Source organism: Litorivita sp. NS0012-18, from assembly GCF_040371945.1.
In the GTDB taxonomy this organism is placed as follows: Bacteria; Pseudomonadota; Alphaproteobacteria; order Rhodobacterales; family Rhodobacteraceae; genus Litorivita.
Genome location: NZ_BAABWS010000001.1, coordinates 1 through 25,819, shown reverse-complemented (window position 1 = coordinate 25,819; position 25,819 = coordinate 1). Strand labels below are relative to the sequence as shown.

General features: G+C 62.5%; 21 protein-coding genes. 12 read left to right on the top strand and 9 right to left on the bottom strand.

Annotated elements, in window-relative coordinates; all coding sequences use genetic code 11:
* Positions 1-104: 104 nt before the first annotated feature.
* The gene (locus tag ABWV64_RS00105) at positions 105-1,415 is read right to left on the bottom strand and encodes a DEAD/DEAH box helicase (protein WP_353344430.1); all 1,311 of its coding nucleotides are present in this window, start codon (positions 1,413-1,415) and stop codon (positions 105-107) included.
* Positions 1,416-2,011: 596 nt separating this feature from the next.
* On the opposite strand from ABWV64_RS00105, the gene ABWV64_RS00100 reads away from it, so the two are divergent.
* The 5 genes from ABWV64_RS00100 to ABWV64_RS00080 all read left to right on the top strand — a co-directional run bounded on the left by ABWV64_RS00100 (position 2,012) and on the right by ABWV64_RS00080 (position 7,225).
* Positions 2,012-2,422, top strand: coding sequence for a Fur family transcriptional regulator (locus ABWV64_RS00100; protein WP_353342219.1), 411 nt, complete (start codon positions 2,012-2,014; stop codon positions 2,420-2,422).
* Positions 2,423-2,642: 220 nt separating this feature from the next.
* Positions 2,643-3,524, top strand: coding sequence for a DMT family transporter (locus tag ABWV64_RS00095; RefSeq protein ID WP_353342218.1), 882 nt, complete (start codon positions 2,643-2,645; stop codon positions 3,522-3,524).
* 172 nt (positions 3,525-3,696) lie between these two features.
* Positions 3,697-4,974 (top strand): phosphopyruvate hydratase, encoded by a 1,278-nt coding sequence (eno, locus tag ABWV64_RS00090; RefSeq protein WP_353342217.1) that lies wholly within the window; start codon positions 3,697-3,699, stop codon positions 4,972-4,974.
* A gap of 168 nt (positions 4,975-5,142) precedes the next feature.
* Positions 5,143-6,507 carry a sensor histidine kinase gene (locus ABWV64_RS00085; RefSeq protein ID WP_353342216.1) on the top strand — a complete coding sequence of 455 codons (1,365 nt, stop codon included), beginning with the start codon at positions 5,143-5,145 and terminating at the stop codon, positions 6,505-6,507.
* Positions 6,508-6,724: 217 nt separating this feature from the next.
* Positions 6,725-7,225 carry a DUF1097 domain-containing protein gene (locus ABWV64_RS00080; RefSeq protein WP_353342215.1) on the top strand — a complete coding sequence of 167 codons (501 nt, stop codon included), beginning with the start codon at positions 6,725-6,727 and terminating at the stop codon, positions 7,223-7,225.
* A gap of 142 nt (positions 7,226-7,367) precedes the next feature.
* Here ABWV64_RS00080 and pgi read toward each other — a convergent pair whose 3' ends face one another.
* The 3 genes from pgi to zwf form a co-directional block, all read right to left on the bottom strand.
* Positions 7,368-8,978: a glucose-6-phosphate isomerase gene (pgi, locus tag ABWV64_RS00075; RefSeq protein ID WP_353342214.1), complete on the bottom strand. Its 1,611-nt coding sequence runs from the start codon at positions 8,976-8,978 to the stop codon at positions 7,368-7,370.
* Between the two features lie 61 nt (positions 8,979-9,039).
* Positions 9,040-9,711: a 6-phosphogluconolactonase gene (pgl, locus tag ABWV64_RS00070; protein ID WP_353342213.1), complete on the bottom strand. Its 672-nt coding sequence runs from the start codon at positions 9,709-9,711 to the stop codon at positions 9,040-9,042.
* Positions 9,708-11,171 (bottom strand): glucose-6-phosphate dehydrogenase, encoded by a 1,464-nt coding sequence (gene zwf, locus ABWV64_RS00065; protein ID WP_353342212.1) that lies wholly within the window; start codon positions 11,169-11,171, stop codon positions 9,708-9,710. The genes pgl and zwf overlap by 4 nt, the downstream gene beginning before the upstream one ends.
* A 253-nt stretch (positions 11,172-11,424) precedes the next feature.
* On the opposite strand from zwf, the gene ABWV64_RS00060 reads away from it, so the two are divergent.
* The gene (locus tag ABWV64_RS00060) at positions 11,425-12,402 is read left to right on the top strand and encodes a radical SAM protein (RefSeq protein WP_353342211.1); all 978 of its coding nucleotides are present in this window, start codon (positions 11,425-11,427) and stop codon (positions 12,400-12,402) included.
* Positions 12,403-12,540: 138 nt separating this feature from the next.
* Here the strand turns inward: ABWV64_RS00060 and ABWV64_RS00055 are convergent, their stop codons facing one another.
* Positions 12,541-13,632: an anhydro-N-acetylmuramic acid kinase gene (locus ABWV64_RS00055; RefSeq protein WP_353342210.1), complete on the bottom strand. Its 1,092-nt coding sequence runs from the start codon at positions 13,630-13,632 to the stop codon at positions 12,541-12,543.
* A 63-nt stretch (positions 13,633-13,695) separates the two neighbouring features.
* Here ABWV64_RS00055 and tyrS point away from each other — a divergent pair, with 63 nt between their 5' ends.
* Complete coding sequence (gene tyrS, locus ABWV64_RS00050; protein ID WP_353342209.1) at positions 13,696-14,949, top strand: tyrosine--tRNA ligase; 1,254 nt, start codon at positions 13,696-13,698, stop codon at positions 14,947-14,949.
* 73 nt (positions 14,950-15,022) lie between these two features.
* Here the strand turns inward: tyrS and aroB are convergent, their stop codons facing one another.
* Together aroB and ABWV64_RS00040 are read right to left on the bottom strand one after the other, a co-directional pair.
* Entirely contained in the window at positions 15,023-16,135 is a 1,113-nt protein-coding gene (gene aroB, locus ABWV64_RS00045) for a 3-dehydroquinate synthase (RefSeq protein ID WP_353344428.1), read from the bottom strand.
* 8 nt (positions 16,136-16,143) lie between these two features.
* A complete protein-coding gene (locus ABWV64_RS00040) occupies positions 16,144-16,692 on the bottom strand; it encodes a shikimate kinase (protein ID WP_353342208.1) in 549 nt (182 codons plus the stop codon).
* 120 nt (positions 16,693-16,812) lie between these two features.
* On the opposite strand from ABWV64_RS00040, the gene ABWV64_RS00035 reads away from it, so the two are divergent.
* From ABWV64_RS00035 to ABWV64_RS00025, 3 genes are read left to right on the top strand one after another with little or no spacing between them, the layout of a single operon-like run.
* Positions 16,813-16,962: a hypothetical protein gene (locus tag ABWV64_RS00035; RefSeq protein WP_353342207.1), complete on the top strand. Its 150-nt coding sequence runs from the start codon at positions 16,813-16,815 to the stop codon at positions 16,960-16,962.
* A gap of 40 nt (positions 16,963-17,002) precedes the next feature.
* Complete coding sequence (locus ABWV64_RS00030; RefSeq protein WP_353342206.1) at positions 17,003-18,514, top strand: hypothetical protein; 1,512 nt, start codon at positions 17,003-17,005, stop codon at positions 18,512-18,514.
* Positions 18,514-19,443 (top strand): site-specific tyrosine recombinase XerD, encoded by a 930-nt coding sequence (locus ABWV64_RS00025; RefSeq protein ID WP_353342205.1) that lies wholly within the window; start codon positions 18,514-18,516, stop codon positions 19,441-19,443. The genes ABWV64_RS00030 and ABWV64_RS00025 overlap by 1 nt, the downstream gene beginning before the upstream one ends.
* On the opposite strand, the gene ABWV64_RS00020 is transcribed toward ABWV64_RS00025, so the two are convergent.
* Complete coding sequence (locus tag ABWV64_RS00020; protein ID WP_353342204.1) at positions 19,422-20,240, bottom strand: metallophosphoesterase family protein; 819 nt, start codon at positions 20,238-20,240, stop codon at positions 19,422-19,424. The genes ABWV64_RS00025 and ABWV64_RS00020 overlap by 22 nt on opposite strands.
* A gap of 90 nt (positions 20,241-20,330) precedes the next feature.
* Between ABWV64_RS00020 and ABWV64_RS00015 the strand changes: the two genes are divergently transcribed.
* Together ABWV64_RS00015 and ABWV64_RS00010 are read left to right on the top strand one after the other, a co-directional pair.
* Positions 20,331-21,644, top strand: coding sequence for an HlyC/CorC family transporter (locus tag ABWV64_RS00015; RefSeq protein ID WP_353342203.1), 1,314 nt, complete (start codon positions 20,331-20,333; stop codon positions 21,642-21,644).
* Between the two features lie 25 nt (positions 21,645-21,669).
* Entirely contained in the window at positions 21,670-22,263 is a 594-nt protein-coding gene (locus ABWV64_RS00010) for a nucleotidyltransferase family protein (RefSeq protein ID WP_353342202.1), read from the top strand.
* Positions 22,264-22,497: 234 nt separating this feature from the next.
* Here the strand turns inward: ABWV64_RS00010 and ABWV64_RS00005 are convergent.
* The coding region (locus ABWV64_RS00005) for an Ig-like domain-containing protein (protein ID WP_353342200.1) at positions 22,498-25,819 on the bottom strand (3,322 nt) is incomplete at its 5' end.

Sequence of the window (25,819 nt, the reverse complement as noted above, 5' to 3'; positions counted from 1 at the left end):
AAAGGCGCTATAAACACCTGATACAAAAGAAAAAGGCGCGAGGCATATCGCCGCGCGCCTTTGCTTGTCTCATACTCGGGCCTCGCCGCCCTAGGCGCTCGCCCCTAGGCCGCCGAGCTGCCTTTGCCGCGACCGCCGCCGCCGCTGCGTCTGCGGCGCTGACCGCCGGGTTTGCCTGCGCCTTGGGGCTTGGAGCCGCCTGCCCCTGCGCCGCCGCCGCCACGCGGGCCGCCGCGGCCTCGGCCGCCGCCCCCGCGCCCACGCCCGCCGCCGCCCTTGGGCTTGGCGGGGATGTCCATCGCTTCCCACGGACGGCCCGAGGCCACGGGGATCGAGATTTTCATCACCTTCTGGATCGCCTTCAATTCATCCATCTCGTCGGGGGCGCAAAAGGCAATCGCCGCGCCGTCCGCACCGGCGCGCGCGGTGCGCCCGATCCGGTGGACATAGTTGTCGGGCACATTGGGCAGATCATAGTTATAGACGTGGCGCACATCGGGAATATCAAGCCCGCGCGCCGCCACATCGGTGGCCACCAGCACCTTGATCTTGCCCTCGCGAAAGGCCTGCAAGGCGCGCTCGCGCTGGCCTTGGCTTTTGTTGCCATGGATCGCACCGGCGGCAAAACCGGCTTTTTCGAGCGTCTTCATCAGCTTTTCGCAGCCATGTTTGGTGCGCCCGAACACCAACGCCAATTCATCGCGGTGCTTGTCGATCAATTCGATAAGCAGCTTGGTTTTCTCGGCTTTGGCGATGAAATGCACCTCTTGGGTGACCTTATCGGCGGCCTTGCCGGGGGGCGAGACCTGCACCCGCACGGGGTCCTTGAGATAGCTGGAGGCCAGCTCGCTCATCTGTTTGGGCATGGTGGCCGAAAACAACATGGTCTGACGCTCGGCGGGCAGCAGCGCCGCGATTTTGCGCAGCGAGTGGATAAAGCCCAGATCGAGCATCTGGTCGGCCTCGTCGAGCACCAAGAAGCGCGCCTTGTCGAGGCGCAGGGCGCGGCGATCCAGCAGGTCGATCAAACGGCCCGGTGTGGCGATGAGCAGGTCGACGCCGCGCTCAAGGCGTTTGATCTGCGCGTTGATCGATTGGCCGCCGACGACGACCGCAACGCGGATATGGCTTTTGCCGACCAGATCGCTGATGTTCTCGCGGATCTGGTTGGCCAATTCGCGCGTCGGCGCAAGGATCAACCCGCGCACCGATTTGGGTTCGGGGCGCCCGCCCTCGCGCAAAAGCATGGTGATCAGAGGCAGGCCGAAAGCGGCGGTTTTGCCGGTGCCGGTCTGGGCCAGCCCCATCACGTCGCGCCCGTCCAAAGCATGCGGAATGGCGCGCACCTGAATGGGAGTGGGTTCGGTGATGCCGATCTCGGTCAGGCGCTGCACCAGTTTGACGGGCAGGCCCATCATTTCAAACGGGTTGCCGCCGGTTTGCGGGCGGTCTTCGGCTTCCATATGGATGTCGTCTTGGTCGGTGTCGTTATTGTGGGTGTCGTTTCGGGGGGCCTCATGGGCCTGTGCGTTGCGGGTCATATCTATCCTTGGCGCGGCTCATGCGCGCAAAATCCAAAAGCGCCCCCGCACGCAGGATGCGCCGGAGGATCGCGGGGTTGCGCATAAGCTTGCGAAGGGCAGAATTGCCCCGCCGCCGCAGATACGCTTCGGCCCCACGCGTGATTTTGGGATCAACACCGGTGCTCTACTGAGCCGTGCCGCGATGGCGCCCGAAGGGGCTATGCGGCTTTCGCCCGAAGGGGGCGATGGCATCTGCTCACGCGGCAGAAAGCACTGGATAGGGGTCATATGGGCGATCGGGGCGGCAAAGTCAACCGCTGCGCCGCAGCATGACCCTTTGCCCCGACGGCACGCAGGGGTGCGTGGGAGCGGCGCCGCCCGCCTGCGCCCCGCGCAGCGCCCCACCCCACAGCAACGGCCGCAAAACCTTCTGGCCTTGTGCGGCGGCGCGCGCTATCCCTCGAACGCAAGACAAACAGAGACCCGATATGCCCGACACTACGATCATCGACCGCTGCGAAGCCGCAGGATTGCGCATGACAGGGCAGCGGCGCACCATTGCGACCGTCCTGCAAGAGGCCGATGACCACCCCGATGTCGAAGAGCTTTACGCCCGTGCCAGCGGCATCGATCCCAATATCTCGATCGCCACGGTTTACCGCACGGTCAAGCTGTTCGAGGAAACGGGGATTTTGGAGAAGGTCGATTTTGGCGACGGGCGCGCGCGCTACGAGGATGCGGACCGCGACCACCACGATCATTTGATCGATCTGGAAACCGGACGGGTGATCGAATTCGTCGATCCCGAGATCGAGGCCTTGCAAGAGAAAATCGCGCGCCGTCTGGGCTATACGCTCAAGGGGCACAAGCTGGAGCTTTACGGCACCAAGCGCAAATAGCGCCGCAAGGACGCCCGCCCTGCCCCGCGCTGCTGCGGCCGCTACCGCACCGACGCAATACCGACGTATTACCGACGTGATACCGCAGGGCATTTTGCCCCCTTTGCGCCGTGCGCGCCGCCCTCGCGCCCCCCGTCAAGCCACCGTAGAGCTACGGGGGTTTTCTTTCGCCCCGCGCGCTTTTAGGCTCGCGCAAAGCCCCGTCCGAAAAGCGACCTCCATGGAAAATACACGCGGCGCACTCATCATGGTGCTGGCCATGCTCCTCTTTGCGCTGGAAGATTTGTTTATCAAATCTCTCTCGAGCGATCTGTCGATCGGAGTGATCCTTGTGGTGCTGGGATTGGGCGGCGGCGCGGTCTTTGCCTTGGCGACCAAATACCGCCGCGAGCGCCTGCTCGACCGCGCGCTTTTGAGCCGCGCGGTGATGCTGCGCAACATCGGCGAGATGATCGGCACCATGGGGTTTGTCACCGCGATTGCGCTCACGCCTCTGGCCTCGGCCTCGGCAATTTTGCAGGCCAATCCCTTGGTGGTCACGCTGGGCGCGGCGCTGTTTTTGGGGGCCGAGGTCGGCTGGCGGCGCTGGCTGGCAATCTTGATCGGCTTTGGCGGGGTCTTGCTCATCGTGCAGCCCGGATTAGACGGGTTCGAACCGGCCTCGCTCTTCGCGGTCCAAGGCGTCATCGGGCTTGCGATCCGCGATCTGGCCACGCGCGCCGTGCCCGCATCGGTCAGTTCGATGCAATTGTCGACCTACGGGTTTTTGTCGGTGGTGCCGGTGGGCATGGCGATGATCCTTTGGGACGGGGCAGCGCATTGGCCCGAGCCGGTCCACCTGAGCCGCTTTGGCGCGGCCATCGTCATGGGGGTGTGCGGCTATTACGCCATCGTGGCGGCGATGCGGATCGGCGATATCGCCGTGGTCACGCCGTTTCGCTACTCGCGGCTGATCTTTGCGATGATCATCGGGTTTTTCGTCTTCGGCGAAGTGCCCGATTTGTGGACCGTCATCGGCGGGGTGATTGTCGTGGCCTCGGGGCTGTTTACCCTGATCCGCGAGGCGCGGCTGCGCGGGCGGGCGCGGCGCGGCAAAGCCTGAGGCCGAGGCAGAGACCGAGGCCAAGCCAGAGCCCGAGCGCCGCAATCGCGGCATTTGTGCCCCAATGGCAAGATGGTAGCGCAAACCGCGCGCCCTGCCCCTTTTCCTTGTTACAAAGGGGCGTTAGAAGCGCGCCAACCATAGTTTGCGATCACCCAAAAGGACCCGCCCCATGAGCATTATCATCGACATTCTCGCCCGCGAAATTCTCGACAGCCGTGGCAACCCCACCGTCGAGGTGGATGTGATTTTGGAAGACGGCACAATGGGCCGCGCAGCGGTGCCTTCGGGGGCTTCGACCGGTGCCTATGAGGCCGTCGAAAAGCGCGATGGCGACAAAGGCCGCTACCTTGGCAAAGGCGTTCTGGAGGCGGTGGCCTCGGTCAATGGCGAGATCGCCGAAGCGCTGGTCGGCTTTGACGTGACCGAGCAGGTGGCCATCGATATGGCGATGATCGAACTGGACGGCACGCCGAACAAGGCGCGCCTCGGGGCCAACGCGATTTTGGGCGTCTCGCTGGCCGTGGCCAAGGCCGCTGCCGATTACACCGCACAGCCCCTGTTCCGCTATATCGGCGGCACTTCGGCGCGGGTATTGCCGGTGCCGATGATGAATATCATCAATGGCGGCGAACATGCCGACAACCCGATCGACATTCAGGAATTCATGATCATGCCGGTGTCGGCGAGCAACATCAAAGAAGCGATCCGCATGGGCGCAGAGGTGTTCCACACGCTGAAAAAAGAGCTGTCGGCGGCGGGTCACAACACCGGTATCGGCGATGAGGGCGGCTTTGCGCCCAACCTCGCTTCGACCCGCGATGCGCTGGATTTCGTCATGACTGCAATCGAGAAAGCCGGCTATAAACCGGGCGAGGATATCTACCTCGCGCTCGATTGCGCCGCCTCGGAATATTTCAAGGATGGCAAATACGAGCTCAAGGGCGAAGGCAAATCGCTCAGCTCTGCCGAGAACGTCGATTACCTTGCGGCGCTGGTCAATGATTACCCGATCATCTCGATCGAGGACGGCTGTGACGAGGATGATTGGGAGGGCTGGAAACTGCTCACCGACAAGATCGGCGACAAGGTGCAATTGGTCGGCGACGATCTTTTCGTGACCAACCCTGAGCGTTTGGCCGACGGTATCGCCAAGGGCTGCGCCAACTCGATGCTGGTCAAAGTGAACCAGATCGGCTCGCTCACCGAAACCCTCAAAGCCGTCGATATGGCCCACCGCGCCCGCTACACCAATGTGATGTCGCACCGCTCGGGCGAGACCGAAGACGCGACGATTGCCGATCTCGCCGTGGCGACCAATTGCGGCCAGATCAAAACCGGATCGCTGTCGCGCTCGGACCGGCTGGCCAAATATAACCAATTGATCCGCATCGAGGAAATCCTCGGCGAGACCGCCGAGTATGCGGGTCGCTCGATCCTCAAAGGCTAAGGCCTGCGGCGCTTTTGCGCTGCGCCATGACCCTGACGCGCCGCGGCCCATGCCGTCGGCGCGTCTCTCTATTCTAGCCGCCTGAACGCGGCCCTAACCGCCCGAGCGGGCCTTAGGTAAGGCGCAAAAACAAGAGACGGCAGGGTGATTCCCTGCTAGGGTTTGCCCATGACGCACGGCCCTTCGACCCATGATTTCCAACATGCCACGCCCAAGGGCAGATCCGCCGCGCGGCACAGCGGATATCACCATGCACAGCTTTTCGAGACGGCGCACCGCTATTTCATCATCTTGCTCGCAGGACTGGTGATCGGATGGGCCACCGGCTCTTATTTTCCAATGGCTTGGGCCATAGGTTATATCGCGGTGAACCTGTCTTATCAGGCCATATTGCTGCGCGCCCGCACCCGCAGCGCAGAGATATCGCCGCTGCAAAACGCGATCGGTTTTTCGCTCAGCGTGCTGGTCTTTGCCTCGATGATCGTCTTCTTGTGGCTTGAGGACGGGCTGGTTTTGAAATTCACCGCGCTGTCGGGGCTGATCGGCCTTGGGCTACATAGCCTGTCGCGCCCGCAAAAGGTGTTTTGGGTGACGCTTGCGGACAGCGTGGTCATCCTTGCTTTGTATATTTTCATGGGCGTGACGGTATTTTTGGCGCATCCCGAGAACAAGACACTCGCGATTTTGCTGATGTGTTTGTTCTGCACTTCCTCCTATTTTGTCGTCTCGCAATGGCGCGCCTACAAACGGGCCGAGGCGATCAAAAGCGCCGAGCAGCGCCTGATGCGCAATCGCGAAATGGAGGCCATGGGGCGGCTCACGGGCGGATTTGCGCATGATTTCAACAATATACTAGCCGCCATGCGGGGCAATCTTGATCTCTATGACGAAGTCACCGACCCCGAGGAAAAGCGCCGCATCTTGCACGAGGCGCAAAGCGCAACAGCGCGCGCGGCGCGGCTGACGCAAAAGCTGTTGACCTATAGCCAAAAGGCCGTGCTGCGCCCGAGCCGCGTGATCACGGGGGCCTTTATCACCGAATTCGTCGCCATGATGGGGCGCAACCTGCCCGAAACCGTCACCTTGAGGCTCGAGATCGACGACAACCCGCCGCCGCTCCTGATCGATGCGCAAACGCTCGAAATGGTCTTGACCAATCTGGTGATGAATGCCGCCGATGCCATCGGCGAGCAGATCGGCGAAGACGGCGGCCCACCAACGGGCGAGATCACCCTGTCGTGCGGACCGATGTTGATGCCCGCCACCTCGTCGGCCCCCGCCGCGTCGGAAATCCGCGCAGGCCACTATTTGCGCCTCGCGGTCCAAGACACCGGAGCGGGCATTCCCGAGGCGCTCTTGCCGCATATTTGCGAGCCCTTCTACAGCACCAAAGCAGTCGGGCGCGGGTCGGGTTTGGGACTGCCCATGGCGCAAGGATTTGCCGAGCAATCGGGCGGCGCGCTGCGGATCAGCAACACAGAAGGCAGCGGCGCCTTGGTCGAACTGTTCCTGCCCCTTGAGGGCAGCGCGTAGAGACGGGGCGGGCGAGGCGCCAGCCATAATGCTTTAATATCACCTCGCAAACCCTTTCAAATAAATCAAAAAACCCAATCAAGAGCCTCGTGGTCGTAGAGACGATGGTCGAATAAACCAACGTCGAATTCATCCGCATAGCCTGCCTCGACTACGCTCCCATCACCTGACGCCACAAAACGAAGGGCGCAGGCACAACATCTTTAGGGAGGACATCATGAATATTATCACCGCATTGGCGATTTCCATCGGCGCGCTTGCCGCCGTGGCCACATGGCTTTGTTTGGGCAACGGGTTCGGGCTACAGGTCTGGGCGCTGTTCATCGGCTGGGGCAGCTTCTATCACACCGGCGGCGGCATGGAGGGCGCGACCAAATCCGTCACCAACCACATCTGGGGCGCCATCGTCGCGGGTATCACGCTCTTCATCGTCGCCTCCGTGGGCGGCACGGTTCCGGTGACCTCGGCCATTGTTGGCCTGTCGGTCGTGGTTTTGGTTCTGGGCGCGCATATGCCCGCGCTCTCGACCATTCCGGCGGGGGTCTACGGCTATGCCTCAACGGCGGGGTTTTGCCTCTTGTCGGGCGTGGCCTTGGGCGATGTCGCCGCGGTTTCTAAGGCGGTGTTCTTGGTGCTGGTCTCGCTGATTGCGGGCAATATCTTCGGCTTTGTCTCTGAGAAAATCGCAGGCGCCATGGCGGCCAAAGCAGAGGCCTAAGCGCGCCTCTCCCATGTGAGCGGCCAGCCGGCTTGCACGCTGCGCCGCTCACCAATGCAGGGCCATTTCTCTTCCGGCCCTGCCGCCCTCGCAAAAGCGGCTCTCCCATATGCCCCTGCGAGGGCGATTTATTTTCAAAGGCTTAGCCGCGATGCCCCTGCAGGTAGCGGATCAAGGCGCGGGTCGATCCGTCTTTGCTCTCACTGCTTTGCTCGCCCGACAGAACCGGCCCCAAAGCGGTGGCCAGTTCCTTGCCCAACTCGACCCCCCATTGATCAAAGGAGTTGATCCCAAGGATCACCCCTTCGACAAACACGCGGTGCTCGTAAAGCGCGATGATCTGCCCCAAGACATGCGGCGTAAGCTGCGGATAGATCAAAGTCGTCGAGGGCCGGTTGCCAGGGAATACGCGGTGACGGGCCTGACGCTCCAACTCGGCGCCGCTGGCCCCTTTGGCCGCCATGATCGCCCGCGCCGCATCCAGATCGCGCCCGCACATCAGCGCTTCGGATTGCGCGAGGCAATTGGCCACCAAAAGCGCATGGTGATGGGCCAGATCGGGCTCGTGCCCCTTGGCGGCGACCAGAAACTCGCAAGGCACGGTGCGGGTGCCTTGGTGGATCAATTGGTAGAAGGCGTGTTGCCCGTTGGTGCCCGGCTCGCCCCAAACCACGGGGCCGCTGTCGCGGGGCAAATCGGCGCCATCCATCGACACGCGCTTGCCGTTGCTCTCCATTTCAAGCTGTTGCAAATAGGCCGGAAGGCGCAGCAAGCGTTGATCATAGGGCAGCACCGCGCGGCTGGCATGGCCTTGCACTTGGGCGTGCCAGATGCCGACCAGAGCCAACAGAACCGGCAGGTTCTCGGCCAAAGGCGCGGCGCAAAAATGCGCGTCCATCTCGGCGGCGCCCGCCAAAAGCGCGGCAAAATCCTGCGGCCCGACGGCGAGCATGATCGACAAACCGATCGGCCCCCATAGGGAATAGCGCCCGCCAACCCAATCCTCGAAGCCAAAGACCCGCTCGGGCGCGATGCCCCATGCGGTGGTCGCCTCGACATTCGACGACAGGGCGGCAAATTGCGCACCGGTGTCGCGCACCTGCCGCGCCATCCAGTCGCGCGCCGTGGCGGCATTGGTCATGGTCTCTATGGTGGTGAAGGTTTTCGATGCAACGATGACCAAAGTGCGCGTCGGATCAAGATGTTGCAAGGTATCGTGGATATGCGCCCCATCGACATTCGAGACAAAATGCACCCGCGGCCCGTCGTGGTAGGGGGCCAAGGCGAGCGCCGCCATCACGGGGCCAAGGTCCGAGCCGCCAATGCCGATATTGACCACATCGGTGATCGAGCCGCCCTGCCCCGCAAAGGCGCCCGAGCGCAGATCCGTGGCAAAGCGCTCCATCGCGGCGCGGGTTTTGCGCACCTCGGGCATGACATCCGCGCCATCCACCATGATCGCCCGCTCGCCCCCCGCGCGCAGCGCCGTATGCAGCACCGCGCGCCCCTCAGTCTCGTTGATCGTCTCGCCGCCAAACATCGCATCGCGGCGCGCCTCGACACCCGCGTCGCGGGCCAGTTCAACAAGCGCCGCGCGCGTTTGGGCATCGATATTGGTTTTCGAGTAATCGAACAGCATATCGCCGAGGCGGGCCGAAAAATCGGATGCCCGATCCGTGCCTTCAAACAGGTCCAAAATCGAACGGCCCTGAGCGGCTTTGGCCAAATCTTGCAACCGGTTCCAATGGGTCATGAAAGGCTCCTTGCCTGCGGCGAAATGAATATGTGAAGCGATATCAATATGATGCCCCCCCTTATGGAGCCCAATGCACAGTTGCGCCATCCAAAACCGCCGCAACCGGCGCATCAAGGGGGCGCATTTTTGCGGCGCGCTCTATGGCGGCGCGTTTTTGTGCGCCGGTGATGAGGATATGTTTGTTCATCGCAGCGGCCAGAACCCGCGCCGTGAGGGTGATACGCGGCTCTGGCGCGCCTGCGGCCCGCATCGGCAAAAGCACCGGCGCGTCAGGGCTGAGCGCGTCTTCGAGCCGGTCGGCTTCGGGAAAGATCGAGGCGGTATGCATGTCAGCGCCCATGCCCAAGAGCAGGACCGAGATCGGCAAAGCCGGCGCAATCACCGCCTCCAGCTCTACCAAGACCTCTTCGGGTGTTTGCGCACGTGCATAAAGCGGCAGGTAACGCGCCTTGGCCGCGTGATTGACCAAAAGCCGCTCGCGCAGCAGCCGCGTGTTGGAACGGATATGCACCTCGGGCACCCAGCGCTCGTCCGAGAGCATCACATCGACCCGTGCCCAGTCCAGATCGACGCTGGAAAGAGCGTCAAACACCGGCCCCGGTGTGGTGCCGCCCGGCACGACCAAAAGCGCGCGATCTTGGGCTTTGAGGCTCTGGCGCAACTCTCCGGCGAGGTTTTGCGCCAGATCGATCATCATCATCTCGTCGTCGGAATACTCCTTGAAGTTCATGCCCTTATCTCCCGCCAGCGGCGCCCGTCGCGGTGCATGAGCATGAGCGCATCTTCCGGCCCCGAGCTGCCGCTTTCATAAGGCACGGGCGCATCGCCACGCGCCTCCCAGCCCTCGATCAAAGGGTCGGTCCACGCCCATGCGGCCTCGACCTCATCGCCGCGCATAAACAATGTCTGGTTGCCGCGGATCACATCCATGATCAGCCGCTCATAGGCGTCCGGCACCTCTTCTGCCTCCGGCCCCAGAGCCTCGGCAAAGGACATATCGAGCGGCACGTCGATCAGGCGCATACCGCCCGGCCCCGGTTCTTTGATGGTCACGCCCAATTCCATCCCCTCGTTGGGTTGCAAACGGATGGTCAGGATATTGCGGTGACGGCCCGCTTCGGGGCCAAAGATCGAATGCGGCGTGTCCTTGAACACCACGGCAATTTCCGAGGTGCGCGCCTTGAGCCGCTTGCCGGTGCGCAAATAGAAGGGCGTGCCCTTCCAGCGCCAGTTGCTGATCGCAAGGCGCATGGCGATAAAGCTTTCGGTTTTCGAACGCGGATTTTCGGCATGTGCCAGATATCCCGGTTTGTCGGGGTCATCGGTTTCGGCAAGGTATTGACCGCGCACGATATCTTCGGGCGGCACCGGATCAAGGGCGCGGATCACTTTGAGCTTTTCATCGCGCACCGCATCGGGGTCGAATTTGGCGGGCGGCTCCATCGCAATGAGGCACAAAAGCTGCATCAGGTGGTTTTGCACCATATCGCGCATCGCGCCCGAACGGTCGTAATATTCGCCGCGCCCGCCCACGCCCACGGTTTCGGCGACCGTGATCTGGATGTGGTCCACATATTGCGCGTTCCACAAGGGTTCGAAGAGCATATTGCCAAAGCGCACCGCCATGAGGTTTTGCACCGTCTCTTTGCCAAGATAATGGTCGATGCGGTAAATCTGGCTCTCGTCGAAATGCAGCGCCAGCGTGTCGTTGAGCGCCCGCGCCGTGGCCAGATCGCGGCCAAAGGGTTTTTCCACCACGATGCGGCTGTCGGCATCGGCCATGCCGTATTGGTGCAACCGTTCGGCCAGATCGCCAAAAAGGCTTGGCCCCACCGAGAAATAAAAGGCCCGCACCACGCCAGGTTTCATCATGGCGGCCAGCGCGCTCCAACCGTCCGTGCCGCGCGCATCGACGGTGATATAGCTCAGGGTTTTGCAAAACCCCTCCAATGTGCCCTCTTCGCAGGCGCGCCCCGTGCCAAATTCGCGCAGCGCCTCGCGCACAAACTCGCGGTAGCCCTCATTGTCCATCTCCGAACGCGCCGCGCCGATGATCCGCGCGCCCCGCTCCATTTGCCCCGCACAAAACCGCCGGAACAAGGCAGGCAGGATTTTGCGGCGGGCCAGATCGCCCGTGCCCCCGAAAATCACCAGATCGAATTCATCCACCGGAATAACGCGCGAAACCATTTTCAAATCCTGTTTGCTGCCGTGAGCCTGCGGCATATGTCGTGACCGGCGCGGGCCGGAGGGGGATTGCGGGTGCGTCTGCCTTGCGATGTTAGCGCTAACTGACACAGATATGCGGTTCTTACCCAAAGGGTCTGGCAAAGTCTAGCACGGTTGCATCTGTTCACAATGCCGTGGTGGCCATTTGCAGGGGTTTATCATGGGGCTGCGCTTGGCTAGCCTTGGCCCAAGCATGAAAAGGAAATCCCGCCCCATGAAAGACGCCGCCCCGCAAAGCCTGAACCGCGCCGCTCATGGCACGGCCAATGACGGAAAATTCCGCGATCCCGCCCTCACGGCCAAAGGCGAGACCCGCGCCAGTGTGCCGCTTTTGGGCGCGAAAACGCTTTGGTTCAATACCGGCACCCTGTGTAATATCACCTGCGCCAATTGCTATATCGACAGCTCGCCCACCAATGACGCCTTGGTCTATATGACCGCCTCCGAGGTGGCCGAATACCTCGATCAGGCCGAAGCGCGCGACTGGCCGCTGGAAGAGGTGGCCTTTACCGGCGGCGAGCCGTTTATGAACCCGCAGATCATCGAGATGATGCGCGAAGGGTTGTCGCGCGGCTATCGGGTTCTGGTTCTGACCAACGCGATGTTGCCGATGATGCGCAAGGGGATGCGTGCGGGGCTTGAGGCCTTGCAGGCGCAGTTCGGCGCGCGGTTGACGCTGCGCATCTCGCTCGATCATTGGCAAGAGGCCGAACACGACCGCGAGCGCGGCAAAGGCGCGTTCCAGCGCAGCCTGCAAGGGATGGACTGGCTGCGTGATCAGGGGATCAAGATGGCCGTGGCAGGGCGTTCGGCATGGTTCGAGAGCGAGGCCGAGGCCCGCGCCGGATATGCGCAGGTCTTTGCCGCACGCGGATATGAGATCGAGACCGCCGATCCGGCGCAATTGGTGCTGTTTCCCGAAATGGACATGAGCGCCGAAGTGCCCGAGATCACCACCGAATGCTGGGGCATCTTGGGCAAATCGCAATCGGATGTGATGTGTTCTTCCTCGCGCATGGTGGTCAAACGCAAGGGTGCAGAGCGCCCTGCGGTGCTGGCCTGCACGCTCTTGGCCTATGAGGCCGAATTTGAACTCGGCGAGACATTGGAGCAGGCCGAGCGCGACGTGGCGCTCAACCATCCCCATTGTGCCAAGTTTTGCGTTTTGGGCGGCGCCTCCTGTTCGGCGTGAACGGCGCGAGGGGGCGGTTTGGCCCGCTGGCCGCCGCGTTTGATGCGAGGGGCGGATGCCTCCGGCGGGGATATTTGCGGAACCTGCAAAGGGGCGTTTCTATCCGCGCGCCGCGTCTTACGTGAAATCCGATGGCACTTAGGGGCGGCTGATTTCGCCGCCGCCTACGAGGGCGCGCACACCGGTGGTAGAGGGTCCTGATGTGGGCAAGCCGCGTGCGACGCGGACCGCGAGATGGGCAAAGGCTTGGGCTTCGAGCATATCGCCGTCAAGCCCGACCTCTTCGACCGCCGCGACAGGGCAATCGAGCGAGACCTGCAGCATTTGCATCAAGACCGGATTGCGGCGCCCGCCGCCGGTGACCAGAACGCGGGCGGGCGGGATCGGACAATGCTCCATCCCGCGGGCCACGGCAGCGGCGCAGATGCCTGTGAAGGTGGCGGCGGCGTCAGCGTCCGAAAGTTCGGCCACCAGATCCATCATGTCGGGGAAGGCATCACGGTCGAGGGATTTGGGCGGGATGCGGGCGAAATAAGGTTCGTCCAGCAGCAGTTCGAGCGCGCCAAGGGCCACTTCGCCGCCGCGCGCCAAAGCGCCGTCCTTGTCATAGGGTTTGCCAAAACGGCTTTGCATCAAATCATTGATCGGCGCGTTTGCAGGGCCGGTGTCAAAGGCGAGGAGCGCGCCGTCTTGGTCGGGGCCGGATTTTGACGGATCGACCCATGTGATATTGCCGACGCCGCCAAGGTTGAGGAAACACAAAGGTTCGCCCGCTTGGATGTATTTGGCGCAGGCGAAATGGAAATAGGGCGCGAGCGGCGCGCCCTCGCCGCCCAGTTGCACATCAGCCGAGCGAAAATCCCACACCACAAGCGTGCCGAGCGCCGATGCCAAAGCCGCCCCATCGCCGATTTGCAGCGTGCCGCGCCCGCGCGGATCATGGGCAAGCGTCTGGCCGTGAAACCCGATGAGATCGGCCTCTTTGAAACCGGCGAGCAGATCGAGATGCGCCTGCATGACGACATCGGTTGCGGCCTCGACCTGCGGGCCGCTCCATTTGCCCAAAGCGGCGCGCAGGGTGGCGCGTTCGGCATCACTATAGGCGCGATAGGCGCATTCGCCAAAGCTCTCGATCCGGTGCCCGTCCGTCACAAGAAGCGCCGCATCCACCCCGTCCAAAGAGGTGCCCGACATCGCCCCGAGAGCCGTCACCGCGCCAGCCTTCAACATGGTCTTTTCCTTTGCCATTTGCCCCCCTATACATGCCGCGCAAACACAAGCGGGACAAGAGCGATGACCTACCACCCCAAATCCGAATTCATGCGTGTGATGATCGAGCGCGGCTTTCTGGCCGATTGCACCGATTATCAAGGCCTCGACGAGGCGCTGCTGAACGGGGTTGTTCCGGGTTATATCGGGTTTGATGCCACGGCGAAGTCCTTGCATGTCGGATCGCTGATCCAGATCATGACCCTGCGCTGGCTGCAAAAAACCGGCCACCAGCCGATCACCTTGATGGGCGGCGGCACGACCAAGGTTGGCGATCCGAGCTTTCGTGCCGACGAGCGCCCGCTTTTGACGCCCGAGCAGATCGACGACAATATCGACGGCATCAAACAGGTGTTTGCCAAATATATAGATTATTCCGATGCGCCCACCGGCGCTTTGATGCGCAACAATGCCGAATGGCTAGACGAGCTCAATTACCTCGAGTTTTTGCGCGACATCGGGCGGCATTTTTCGGTCAACCGGATGCTGTCCTTTGAAAGCGTCAAATCGCGTCTCGACCGCGAGCAGTCTTTGAGCTTTCTTGAGTTCAACTATATGATTTTGCAGGCTTATGATTTCTTGGAGCTGAACCGCCGCTACGGCTGCCTTGTGCAATTTGGCGGCTCGGATCAATGGGGCAATATCGTCAACGGCATCGATTTGACCCGCCGCGTGTTGGACCACGAGATTTACGGGCTGACCACGCCTTTGCTGACCACTTCGGACGGCAAGAAGATGGGCAAATCGGCCAATGGCGCGATCTGGCTCAATGCCGATATGCTCTCGCCCTATGAGTTTTGGCAGTTCTGGCGCAACACCACGGATGCCGATGTGGGGCGGTTCTTGAAGCTCTATACCGAACTGCCGGTCGAGGAATGCGACCGTTTGGGCGCGCTGGAAGGGTCGGAAATCAACGAAGCCAAAGTGGTCTTGGCCAATGAAGTCACCACCCTGTGCCACGGCGCGGATGCGGCGGCGGCGGCGCAAGCCACAGCGCGCGAAGTCTTTGAAAAGGGCGGCGTGGGCGATGATTTGCCCACCGTCACCTTGAGCGCGGCAGAGATTGGCGACGGGATTTCCATCGTGCAGCTTTTGGTCAAATCCGGTCTGGCAAAATCGGGCAAGGACGCCAAACGCCTGATCGCGGAGAATGGCGCGAAACTCGACGATGCGCCTTTGACGGACGCCGGTTTGATGATTGATGCGGCGGCTCTGGCCGCGCCGGTGAAACTGTCGGCGGGCAAGAAGCGCCATGCTTTGGTGAAGCTGGACGGCTAAGGACAGGCGCGGGTTGCGGGCCGCCCTTCGCGGGTCGCGGGCCACGCTTTTTCAATCTGGGGTTTGGGGCGGCCTAGCGCCCCTTTAGAGCCTCGGCCAAAATCTCGCGCACCAAGGCCGGATCGACATCCGAGCTGACAAAGCTCTCGCCGATGCCGCGCGCGAGGATAAACCGCAATTGCCCGTCCACGACCTTTTTGTCCTGCGCCATCAGCGCAATCAGCCCATCCGCATCGGGTAATTCCCCTGCGATATCAGCGATATCCACCTTCATCTTCATGTCGCGCAAATGGGCGCGCAGGCGGCTGGGGTCTTCTTGGCTGCACAGGCCCATGCGCGCCGACAGCTCAAACGCCAAGGCGCAGCCGATCGCCACGCCTTCGCCGTGCAGCAGGCGCGCGCCATATCCCGTCGCAGATTCCAGCGCATGACAAAACGTATGGCCCAGATTGAGCAAGGCGCGCTCGCCCTGCTCGGTCTCGTCGCGCTGCACGATCTCGGCCTTCATCTGCACCGAGCGTTTGACCGCATAAATCCGCGCGGCCATATCCCCTGCGGCGGCTTTGGCGGCGTTGGCTTCGAGCCAGTCAAAAAACGCCGCATCGCCCAAAAGCCCGTATTTCACCACCTCGCCGTAACCGGCAAGGAAATCGCGCTCGGTCAAGGTGCCCAAAACGCCGGTATCGGCCAGAACGAGACTGGGTTGGTGGAAGGCCCCGATCAGGTTCTTGCCTTGGGGGGCGTTGATGCCGGTTTTGCCGCCGACCGAACTGTCGACCTGCGCCAAAAGCGAGGTCGGGATTTGCACAAAACGCACGCCGCGGCGCAAAACCGCAGCGGCAAAGCCGACCAGATCGCCGATCACCCCGCCACCAAAGGCCACCACGACATCACCGCGCTCGACCTTTTGTTCCAAGAGCCATTCGACCGTGCGGGTAAAATGCGGCCAGCTTTTGGTGCCCTCGCCTGCGGGCAGGACCAAAGAGACCATCTCCACCCCGCCGGCGGCCAAACCGGCGCGCAGCGCCTCCAGATGCAGGGCAGCGACGTTTTCGTCAGACACCACCGCCACGCGCGCGCGGCGCAGCAGCGGCGCGATCAACGCGCCCGCCTCGGCTACAAGCCCCGTGCCGATGTGGATATCATAGGCGCGCGCGCCCAAATCCACATGAACCAATTCGCGCAATTGCCCGCTCATCGCACTGTCTCCATCACATCTTCGCGCTGCGCGATGGCCGCCAAGACATTGCCGGCCATCTCTTCGATCGAATAGGCGGCATCGGCGCGCACCTCGATATCGGCCTGCGCATAGATCGGCACGCGCGCCTCGTAAATCGCGCTGAGGGTGGCCAAAGGATCCGCCGTGCGCAGTAAAGGCCGCGTGGCCTTATGTTTCACCCGCGCCCAAAGCAGATCGAGATCGGCATTGAGCCAGACCGACACGCCGCGTTCGGAAATCATCCGCCGGTTGGCCTCGGCCAAAAACGCCCCGCCCCCCGTCGACAGGATACAGCGCCCGCCATCGAGCAGCCGCTCGATCACTTGGGATTCCTTCTTGCGGAAAAACGCCTCGCCATCGCGGGTGAAAATCTCGGCGATGGTCATATTGGCGGCCCGTTCGATCTCTGCATCGGAATCAATAAAGGGCACGCCAAGCTTCGCTGCCAGAGCCTTGCCCACGGCGGTTTTGCCTGCGCCCATCATCCCCACCAGAACAACGGTTTTCCTCAATTGATCGCTCATTGCTTGCGCCGCCATCGGCGCTCCCCTGCCAAAATCCCGAATTTGCGTCTGAATGACGTGATCTTAGCCAAAAGGCCAGTTATAACTTGGTCAAAAGACGCAAAAACGGGCAGGATTCACATGTTTCGCATCATCAAATACCTGTTTTTCCTTAGCGTTCTGGGCTTCTTGGCGCTGATTGCCTATGCTTATCTTGCGCCCTTCTTCGGGGCTGATTTTGCCCCGACCCCGACAGAGATTCGCACGCCTGTGGTGCTTGATGCCAATTAGACCCCTCTTTTTCGCCGCGACTTGTTGCGCCTTTACGTCCATGGCGACAGGCGCTGCGGCGCAACAAAGCGCGCCGCTGTCGGCGATTGATTGGCTGGGCGCGGTCAGCTTGCCGGTGGTGCAGCCACGATCAGGCGCGCAGCCTGCGCCCGCAATCGACGAGCCACCGGTCACCCAAGGCGCATTGGTGCCCGATGTGAGTGTTGCGCCGCTTGATGCGCCTGTGCCCGATGCGGTGGGCCTGCTGCCAAGCACCACGACCGGATTGCCGCAAGACCTGTGGCAAAACTCGCGCAGCAGTGATTTGACCGCCCTGATCCGCGCCCAAAAGGCCCCGCTTTTGCCTGCCTTGCAAGAGTTGCTCTACACGCTGCTGCTCGCCGAGGCCGACCCGCCCGAGGGGGCTGCGCAGGCGGGGCTGATGCTATTGGCGCGGGTGGATGCGCTTATTTCGTTTGGCGCGCTGGAGCCCGCCGAGGCCTTGCTGCAGCGCGCGGGCCCCACCACGCCCGAACTGTTTTCGCGCTGGTTCGATGTCACGCTATTGACCGGAACCGAGGATGAGGCCTGCAGCGCGCTTTTGCAAAAGCCCTCGCTCTCGCCCGGATATGCGGCGCAAATCTATTGCACCGCGCGGGCGGGCGATTGGGAAACCGCGGCTTTGACGCTCGATACCGCGCGGGCGCTCAAGCTGATCACCCAGACCGAGGATATCTTGCTCGAGGTGTTTTTGGACCCCGAGGCCGACGAACGGCTGGCGCAGCTCGCACCGCCGTTGCGACCAACGGCGCTTCTGTATCGGTTATTCGAAGCGGCCGGCATCCCCTTGCCCACCGCGATTTTGCCGCGCGCCTTCTCGATGGGGGATTTACGCGACACCTCGGGATGGAAATCCGAGCTTGAAGCCGCCGAGCGCCTGACCGTCACGGGGGCCTTGGCGCCCAACCGTTTGCAAGCCTATTACACCGCGCGAAAGCCCGCGGCATCTGGCGGCATCTGGGACCGCATTGCAGCCTTCCAAGCCTTCGACAGCGCCTTTGCACGCCGCGATCTGGACGCCATTTCGCAAACCCTTGGCCCCGCGTGGGAGGCGATGCGCGCCGCGCATCTGGAACTGGCCTTTGCCGATCTTTACGGCGGCGCGCTCTATCAACTCGCGCTCTCGGGCACCCCGCGCAACTTGGCCTATCACATTGCGCTATTGTCGCAAGACTATGAAAAGGCGGCGCTTTCTGCGCGGCCCTTGACGCGCGCAGACCGGTTTTTGACGGCATTGGCCAAAGGCGCGCCCGCCGATCCCCATAGCCCGCGCGCCGAGGCGATCACCGCCGGATTTGCCCCCGACGCCGCGCCCCCCGCGGCCCTCGCGGCCCTGCTGGACGAGCGCCGTTTGGGCGAGGCGATCTTGCGCGCCACCGCGCTTTTGTCACAGGCCAGCGGCGGCGACATGGTCGGCATCACTGGCGCGATCGCCACCTTCCGCGCCGTGGGGCTGGAGGCCACAGCGCGCCGCGCGGGGCTACAGATGATCTTGCTGGAGCGGCAAAGCTGATGTCGGCGCTGTCATGGATTTCCGCCTTTATCGAGGCGCAGGCCGCCGAGCTTGGCGCGGCGGACAACACGCAACAAGCCTATGCGCGCGACCTGAAGGATTTTGCCGACTGGTGCGGGCGGCGCGATCATGATTTCGCCGATCTGACCCGCCCCGTGATCGAGGACTACCTTGTCCATTGCGAGGCGCAGGGGCTGGCGCAATCCACGCGCGCGCGCCGCCTGTCGGCGATCAAACAGCTATACCGTTTTGCCTATGAAGAGCGGATGCGCGCCGACAATCCGGCCTTGATGATCAAAGGCCCGCCCAAGGCGCAAAGATTGCCGAAAATCCTGTCTCTCGAAGAGATCGAGGCCTTGCTCGGGGCGGCGCGCAGCTATGGCAAGACCCCCGAGGCGCGGCTGCGCTGCACCGCGTTGATGGAGCTGTTATACGCCACGGGGATGCGGGTGAGCGAATTGGTCACCCTGCCGGTGTCGGCGGCGCGCGGCGATCCGCGAATGCTTTTGGTGCGCGGCAAGGGCGGCAAGGAACGCATGGTGCCGCTCTCGCCCCCTGCCCGCGCGGCGCTGGCCGAATGGCTCGCCCTGCGCGACGCCGCTGAAGAGGCCGCGCAGGCCGATCATGGCACGCCGCCGTCGAAATTCCTGTTCCCGTCGCGCGGCAAGGCGGGGCATCTGACGCGGGTGCGGTTTTATACGCTGATCAAGGAATTGGCGGTTTTGGGCGGGGTCTCGCCCGCCAAGGTCACGCCGCACACCTTGCGCCATGCCTTTGCCACGCATCTATTGGCCAATGGCGCGGACCTGCGCGCGATCCAGACGTTGCTTGGTCATGCCGATGTGGCGACCACCGAAATCTACACCCATGTGCTGGACGAGCGGCTCAAGGAACTGGTGCTCGAACATCACCCGCTGGCCAAAGACTGAGCGCGGCGCAGCGGCGCGGGCAGCACATCCTCCGAAGGCCAGACACCCGTGGTGAGCGCCAAAGCATAGCCCTCGGGAAGCCCTTTGGCGCGCATCGCGGCGGCGGCGGCGGGCGCATCATAGGCGAGCCGGTGAAAAGACAGATCGCCACGCGGCGACAGGCGCGCATATTCGGTCTGCGCGCGCCCGTCATGGGGCGGCATGCCAATCACGCCGGCGTTGATCCACAGATGCCGCCCGACGGTTTTGGCAAAGGCAATGCCCGAATGCCCCGCAATCACCGCATCGACGCGTCCGGCTTCGGCCTCGATCCGCGCGATTTCGGCGGCAAATTCGGCCTCTGGCGTGACGCTCCACACAAAGCGCGCGGCGTCGCTGGCCGCGCCGTGCACCATGGCATAGCGCCGCCCCGCATGGGCAAAGACGATCCAATCGGGCAGGTCCGCCATCCACGCCAAGGCGCCCGCATCCAGCGCCTCTTTGGCGAAAGGATACCAGCGCGCCGAGAGCAGATCGCAAGCCGAACCCTGCGCAAAACCGCAGCCGCAATCCTCGGCCCCCGAGGCCAGTTGCACCTCGCAATTGCCGCAAATCACATGGGCGCCGCTTTGCCGGATTTCCTGCACCGTTGCCGCAGGATCGGCGCAATAGGCCGCCACATCGCCGGTGCAAAAGATATGCGCCGCGCCGCTCGTGCGGGCCTGCGCCAGAACGGCGCGCGTTGCCTCAAGGTTGGAGTATGGCCCACCAAAGACAAGCAATTCCCCCTCCAATTGGCCCAGATCGGCAATTTTCATATCCGCCCTCCCCATAGGGCGGCACCCGCGCCCTTGATTGCAGGCGCGCAGCGGCCCATAACCGTATCAACATTAACGGGAAACCCATCTATGGAACAGGCGGCAACGCAGCTCGACACCGCATTTTGGATCACATCTGCGGCAATTCTATTTCTGCTGGTGCTTTCGGCGTTTTTCTCTGGCTCGGAAACCGCGCTGACGGCGGCCAGCCGCGGCAAATTGCGCGCGCAGGCCGACAAAGGCTCCAAGGGCGCAGAGCGGGCTTTGGACATCACCGATGACAACGAGCGGCTGATCGGATCGGTGCTCTTGGGCAACAACCTCGTCAATATCCTCGCCACATCGCTCGCCACGGCCCTGTTTACCCGCGTATTTGGCGAAAGCGGCGTGGCTTTGGCGACTTTGGTCATGACGATGCTGGTTTTGGTCTTCGCCGAAGTCCTGCCCAAAACCTATGCCATCACCAATGCCGAAGCCGCCGCGGCGGGGGTCTCGCCGGTGATCGCGGTGGTGATCCGCATCTTCTCTCCGGTGGTCAGCGCCGTGCGGCTTTTGGTGCGTGGGGTGTTGCGGCTTTTCGGGGTGCAGATCGACCCCGACAGCCATATTCTGGCGGTGCGCGAGGAGATCGCAGGCGCGCTTTACTTGGGCCATTCCGAGGGCGTGGTCGAGAAGGAAGACCGCGACCGTATCCTTGGCGCGCTCGATTTGGGCGAGCGGGCGGTCGAGGAAATCATGCTTCACCGCAGCCAGATCGAAATGATCAACGCGCGCAGCGAACCTGCTGATATTCTTGCACAATGTCTTGAAAGCAATCACACGCGCCTGCCCGTCTACAAGAACGATCCGGACAATATTATCGGCGTGATCCATGCCAAGGATTTGCTGCGCGCCATGCATAAACTGGCGCTGGCGCCGATGGAGGGCAAAGGCCCGCAGCCCTTGGACGAGTTCAAAATCGAACAGGTGGTGATGGAGCCCTATTTCGTGCCAGAAACCACCACGCTGGACGATCAGATGCGGCAATTCTTGCGCCGCCGGACGCATTTTGCGCTGGTGGTGGATGAATACGGATCGCTGCAAGGCCTGATCACGCTTGAGGATATTTTGGAAGAAATCGTCGGCGAGATCACCGATGAATTCGACCCAGATGCCGAGCATTTGATCCGCAAAAGCGAGGACGGGCAGTTTTTGATCGACGGGGCGATGACGATCCGCGATCTCAACCGCGCCACCGATTGGACCCTGCCCGACGAGGAGGCCAATACCGTCGCCGGATTGGTGATTCACGAGGCGCAGATGATCCCCACCGTGGGACAGGTGTTCAGCTTCCACGGCTTTCGTTTCGAGGTCACGGCGCGCAAGGACAACCGGATTACTCGGCTTAAAATTCGTCCGCTATGACATTGTGTTCAGGGGATAAATCACCATGAGCGCGGCGGCGATCCTGATCTTGGCGGCGGGGGCCTCGTCGCGGATGCGCGGCGGCGACAAGGTGATGGAAGAGGTCGGCGGCGCGCCCCTTTTGACCGTTCTGGCGCAGCGGGCTTTGTCCGCAGGTGCGGAGGTTTTCGTAGCGCTGCCCGCGCTCACCCATCCGCGTGCGGCGGCTTTGGATGGGCTGGCGGTGACGCCTGTGCCCGCGGCAGAGGCGGCGATGGGCATGGCGCGCTCGATCGCGGCGGGGGTGGCGGCTTTGCCGAGCGATTGCTCGGGCGTGATGCTCCTGCCCGCCGATATGCCGGACTTGACCGAGGCCGACCTGCGCGCGGTGCTGGACGCTTTTGCCAAAGGTTTGGGGCGCCTACCCGCCCAAGGCTGCGCGGCGGATGGCACGCCAGGGCATCCGGTGGTGTTTCCGGCGCGCTGCTTTGCGGCATTGTCGGCTTTGCAAGGGGATCAGGGCGCAAGATCGGTGCTCAAGGCCGAGGCGGATGTTTTGCGCATCCCCCTGCCCGCGCGCCATGCTTTGACCGATCTCGACACGCCCGAAGATTGGGCGGCTTGGCGCGCCAAAGCCTAAGGCCCCGCGCCGACCCGCGTTTTGCCGCGGACGCAATCCCGCTGCGACGGCGAGACCGCAGCTCCTTGTGACGCCTTCCCAAAACGACAACGCCCCGACGCACACCTTCGCACAGCCTGCGTCGGTGTCCATCGGGGCGCGCGAATACCCCGCCGCCACGTGGCAGCGCCGCGGGCAGAGTATTTAACAGGGGGCCAAAGGTTTGATCCTTTGGCCCCGCGCTGCATATGGGTTTTACTTCAGCAACAGGCGCGCTTCGTGTTTCTTGAGCGAGCGACGGGCCGATTGATAGGCCTCGATGCCCTCTTGGCTGCGCAGTTCGGGGAAGAGTTCGAAAATCTCGTTCCGCTGCGAATTGCCAAGACCGTCAAGCGTCTGCTCCCCTGGTTGGAAGCTTTCCGTCCACGCGCCGTTCGACAGAACCACCTCGTGATGGTCGAACATGAAGTGGATGTAGGTCGTGCTCGACGCCTCCACCACATCCACGCCGGCCATACCGGTGAGGTGTTTCGCCGCCGCCAGAACCTCACGCTCTTCGAAATAGAGCGCGGTCTTGTCGTTGTTGACAAGGATCCGGTGGTTCGGGCTGACCAGCATGTCCCGCTCGGGCAGGTTATTGCCCAGCGATCCGGCGCGGATCAGAACCGGCTTGAGATGCGGCGCATGCTGCAACTCTTGGCCGGAGAGGCCACGGCTGCCGAGCCAACGGATCTCTTGAATACCGTTGTCGCGGGTGATGATACGATCACCGACCTGCAGCTCTTCGACCAGACGCTCGCCTTTCGGCGTGGCAATCACGGTGCCCGGTGTAAAGCAGGGGATCACATTCTCGATGTTCGAGAAGGTCATCGTGCCCGTCACCGTGCCGGAAGCATCGCGGAATTCCACGATGCCGTTTTCGGCATTGGTCGGATCATAGACCACATTGATCGATTGATCCGGCGTGGCCACCCCGCGCAGGTCGAGCGTATCAAAGTCGTCGCCGCCTTCGTTGCCGTCCACGACATCGCCGATGTTGCCACCAAGGAAGGTGTCGCGATCGTCGCCACCAGAGAGGTCATCCGCTCCTTCGCCGCCGATGATCGTGTCATTCCCGGCGCCGCCGACAACGGTATCGTCCTGATCGCCGCCGTCGAGGTAATCGTTGCCGTCGCCGCCGAGGATCAGATCCTCGTCGATGCCGCCATCGATCACATCATCGCCCGCGCCGCCGAGAAGCGTATCGTCGTCATCTTCGCCGAGAATGGTGTCGTTGCCGTCACCGCCATCGACGTAATCACGGCCGTTTTCAGGCTGCGGATCGGTGTCGTCGGGTTCCTGACCCCACAAGAGCGTGCTGTCACCGGCATTGATGAAGTCATCACCGTCACCGCCGTAGATTTCATCCGAGCCGTGACCACCGATGATGCTGTCATCGCCTTCGCCGCCATCGATGTAATCGTCATCGATCCCGCCGTTGATCGTGTCATTGCCCGTGCCGCCATCGATGCTATCCGCATCATCGCCGGTCGAGATCAAATCATTGCCCGCGCCGCCAAAGACCGTGTCTTTGTTGTCATCGGGATCGGGGTCCGAGGCATAGCCCGGCACCGGGAAGGGATCGTCATTCTCGTAATCCGAGAAGGTGTCGAAGCCGCCTTCGATGGTGTCGTCGCCGTCGCCTGCGTCGATGAAGTCATTGCCGTGGAAGCCGTCGATATAATCGTCGCCCTCTCCGCCATAGACCACATCGTCGTCGATGCCGCTTTCGATCGAGTCGTTGCCGGTGCCGCCATAGATCGTGTCGGCATCATCGCCGGTCATGATCGTGTCGTTACCCGCTCCGCCATCGACAAAATCGCGGTCATCATTGGGATCGGCATCGGGGCTGTCGACGAAGGGGAAGAAGGTGTCGATTTTCGGATCGTCATTGCCAGCGCGGATCAGGTCATCACCCTCGCCGCCTTCCATGCTATCCGAGCCTTCGTTGCCCGACATCGTGTCATTGCCGTCGCCGCCAAGGACCGTGTCGTCCCCAACCCCGCCAGCCATGCTGTCGTTGCCTTCATTGCCTTCGACAATATCGTCGCCAGCACCGCCGCGCACCGTATCGTCGCCAAGCCCGCCGATCACGGTATCTTCGCCATCCTGACCGCGGATCGAGTCATTGCCCTCGCCGCCGTCGATGATGTCGTCGCCGACACCGGCATAGATCTCGTCATCGCCGCCTTCGCCAATGATGTCGTCATCGCCCTCGCCGGCATAGATGGTATCGTCGCCATCGCCTGCTTGGATGATGTCATCGTTCGGGCCTTCACCCGGAAGGATTTCATCATTGTTGTCGACCATGTCGCCTTCGGGATCGCCCGTATAGGCCACATCGATCAGGTCATCGCCATCGGTGCCCGAGACAATGCCGTCAAGCGGTTGCTCGCCCACAGTGATCGTGACCGTCGCCGTATCGGTGCCGCCCTGACCATCGTCCACGGTATAATCCACCGTCGCCACACCCTCAAAACCGGGTGTCGGTTCAAAGGTGATCGTGCCATCGGGGTTGATGGTCACGGTGCCGTCGGGGCTGGTCGCCTCGGTCACCGTCAGCGGATCGCCGTCGACATCCGTATCGTTGCCCAGAACATCCACAACCACCGGCGTGTCGAACGGGGTTTCTGCAGTGTCATCATTGGCCACCGGATCGTCATTGACGGGGGTGACGGTGACGATGACTTCGGCCGTGTCCGTGCCGCCGTTGCCGTCATCGATGGTGTAGCTGATCACAGCCTCGCCATTGAAGTCGGGGTTCGGAGTGAACTCGAGCGTGCCATCGGGGTTGATCGTGACGGTGCCATCGGGGCTGGTCGCCTCGGTGACGGTCAGGTCATCGCCGTCCGCGTCGGTGTCATTGCCGAGCACGTCGATGGTGACAGGCGTGTCCTCATCGGTGGTGGCCGCGTCATCTTCCGCAACCGGCGGGTCATTGACTTCGCCAACGTTTACAGTGACTTGCGCCGTGTCCGTGCCGCCTTGGCCGTCGTCCACCGTATAGGTGATCGTCGCCTCGCCGGTGAAATCAGGCGCGGGCTCGAAGGTGATCGTGCCATCGGGGTTGATGGTCACATCGCCGTCGGGCGATGTCGCCTCGGTGACGGTCAGATCATCGCCGTCGGCGTCGGTGTCATTGCCAAGCACATCGATGGTGACCGGCGTGTCTTCCTCGGTCGAGGCCACGTCATCATTGGCCACCGGATCGTCGTTGACGGGGGTGACGGTGACGATGACTTCGGCCGTATCGGTACCGCCGTTGCCGTCATCGATGGTGTAGCTGATCACAGCCTCGCCATTGAAGTCGGGGTTCGGAGTGAACTCGAGCGTGCCATCGGGGTTGATCGTGACGGTGCCATCGGGGCTAGTCGCCTCGGTGACGGTCAGATCATCGCCGTCCGCGTCGGTGTCGTTGCCGAGCACATCGATGGTGACAGGCGTGTCCTCATCGGTAGTGGCCGCGTCATCTTCCGCGACCGGCGGGTCATTGACTTCGCCAACGTTTACAGTGACTTGCGCCGTGTCCGTGCCGCCC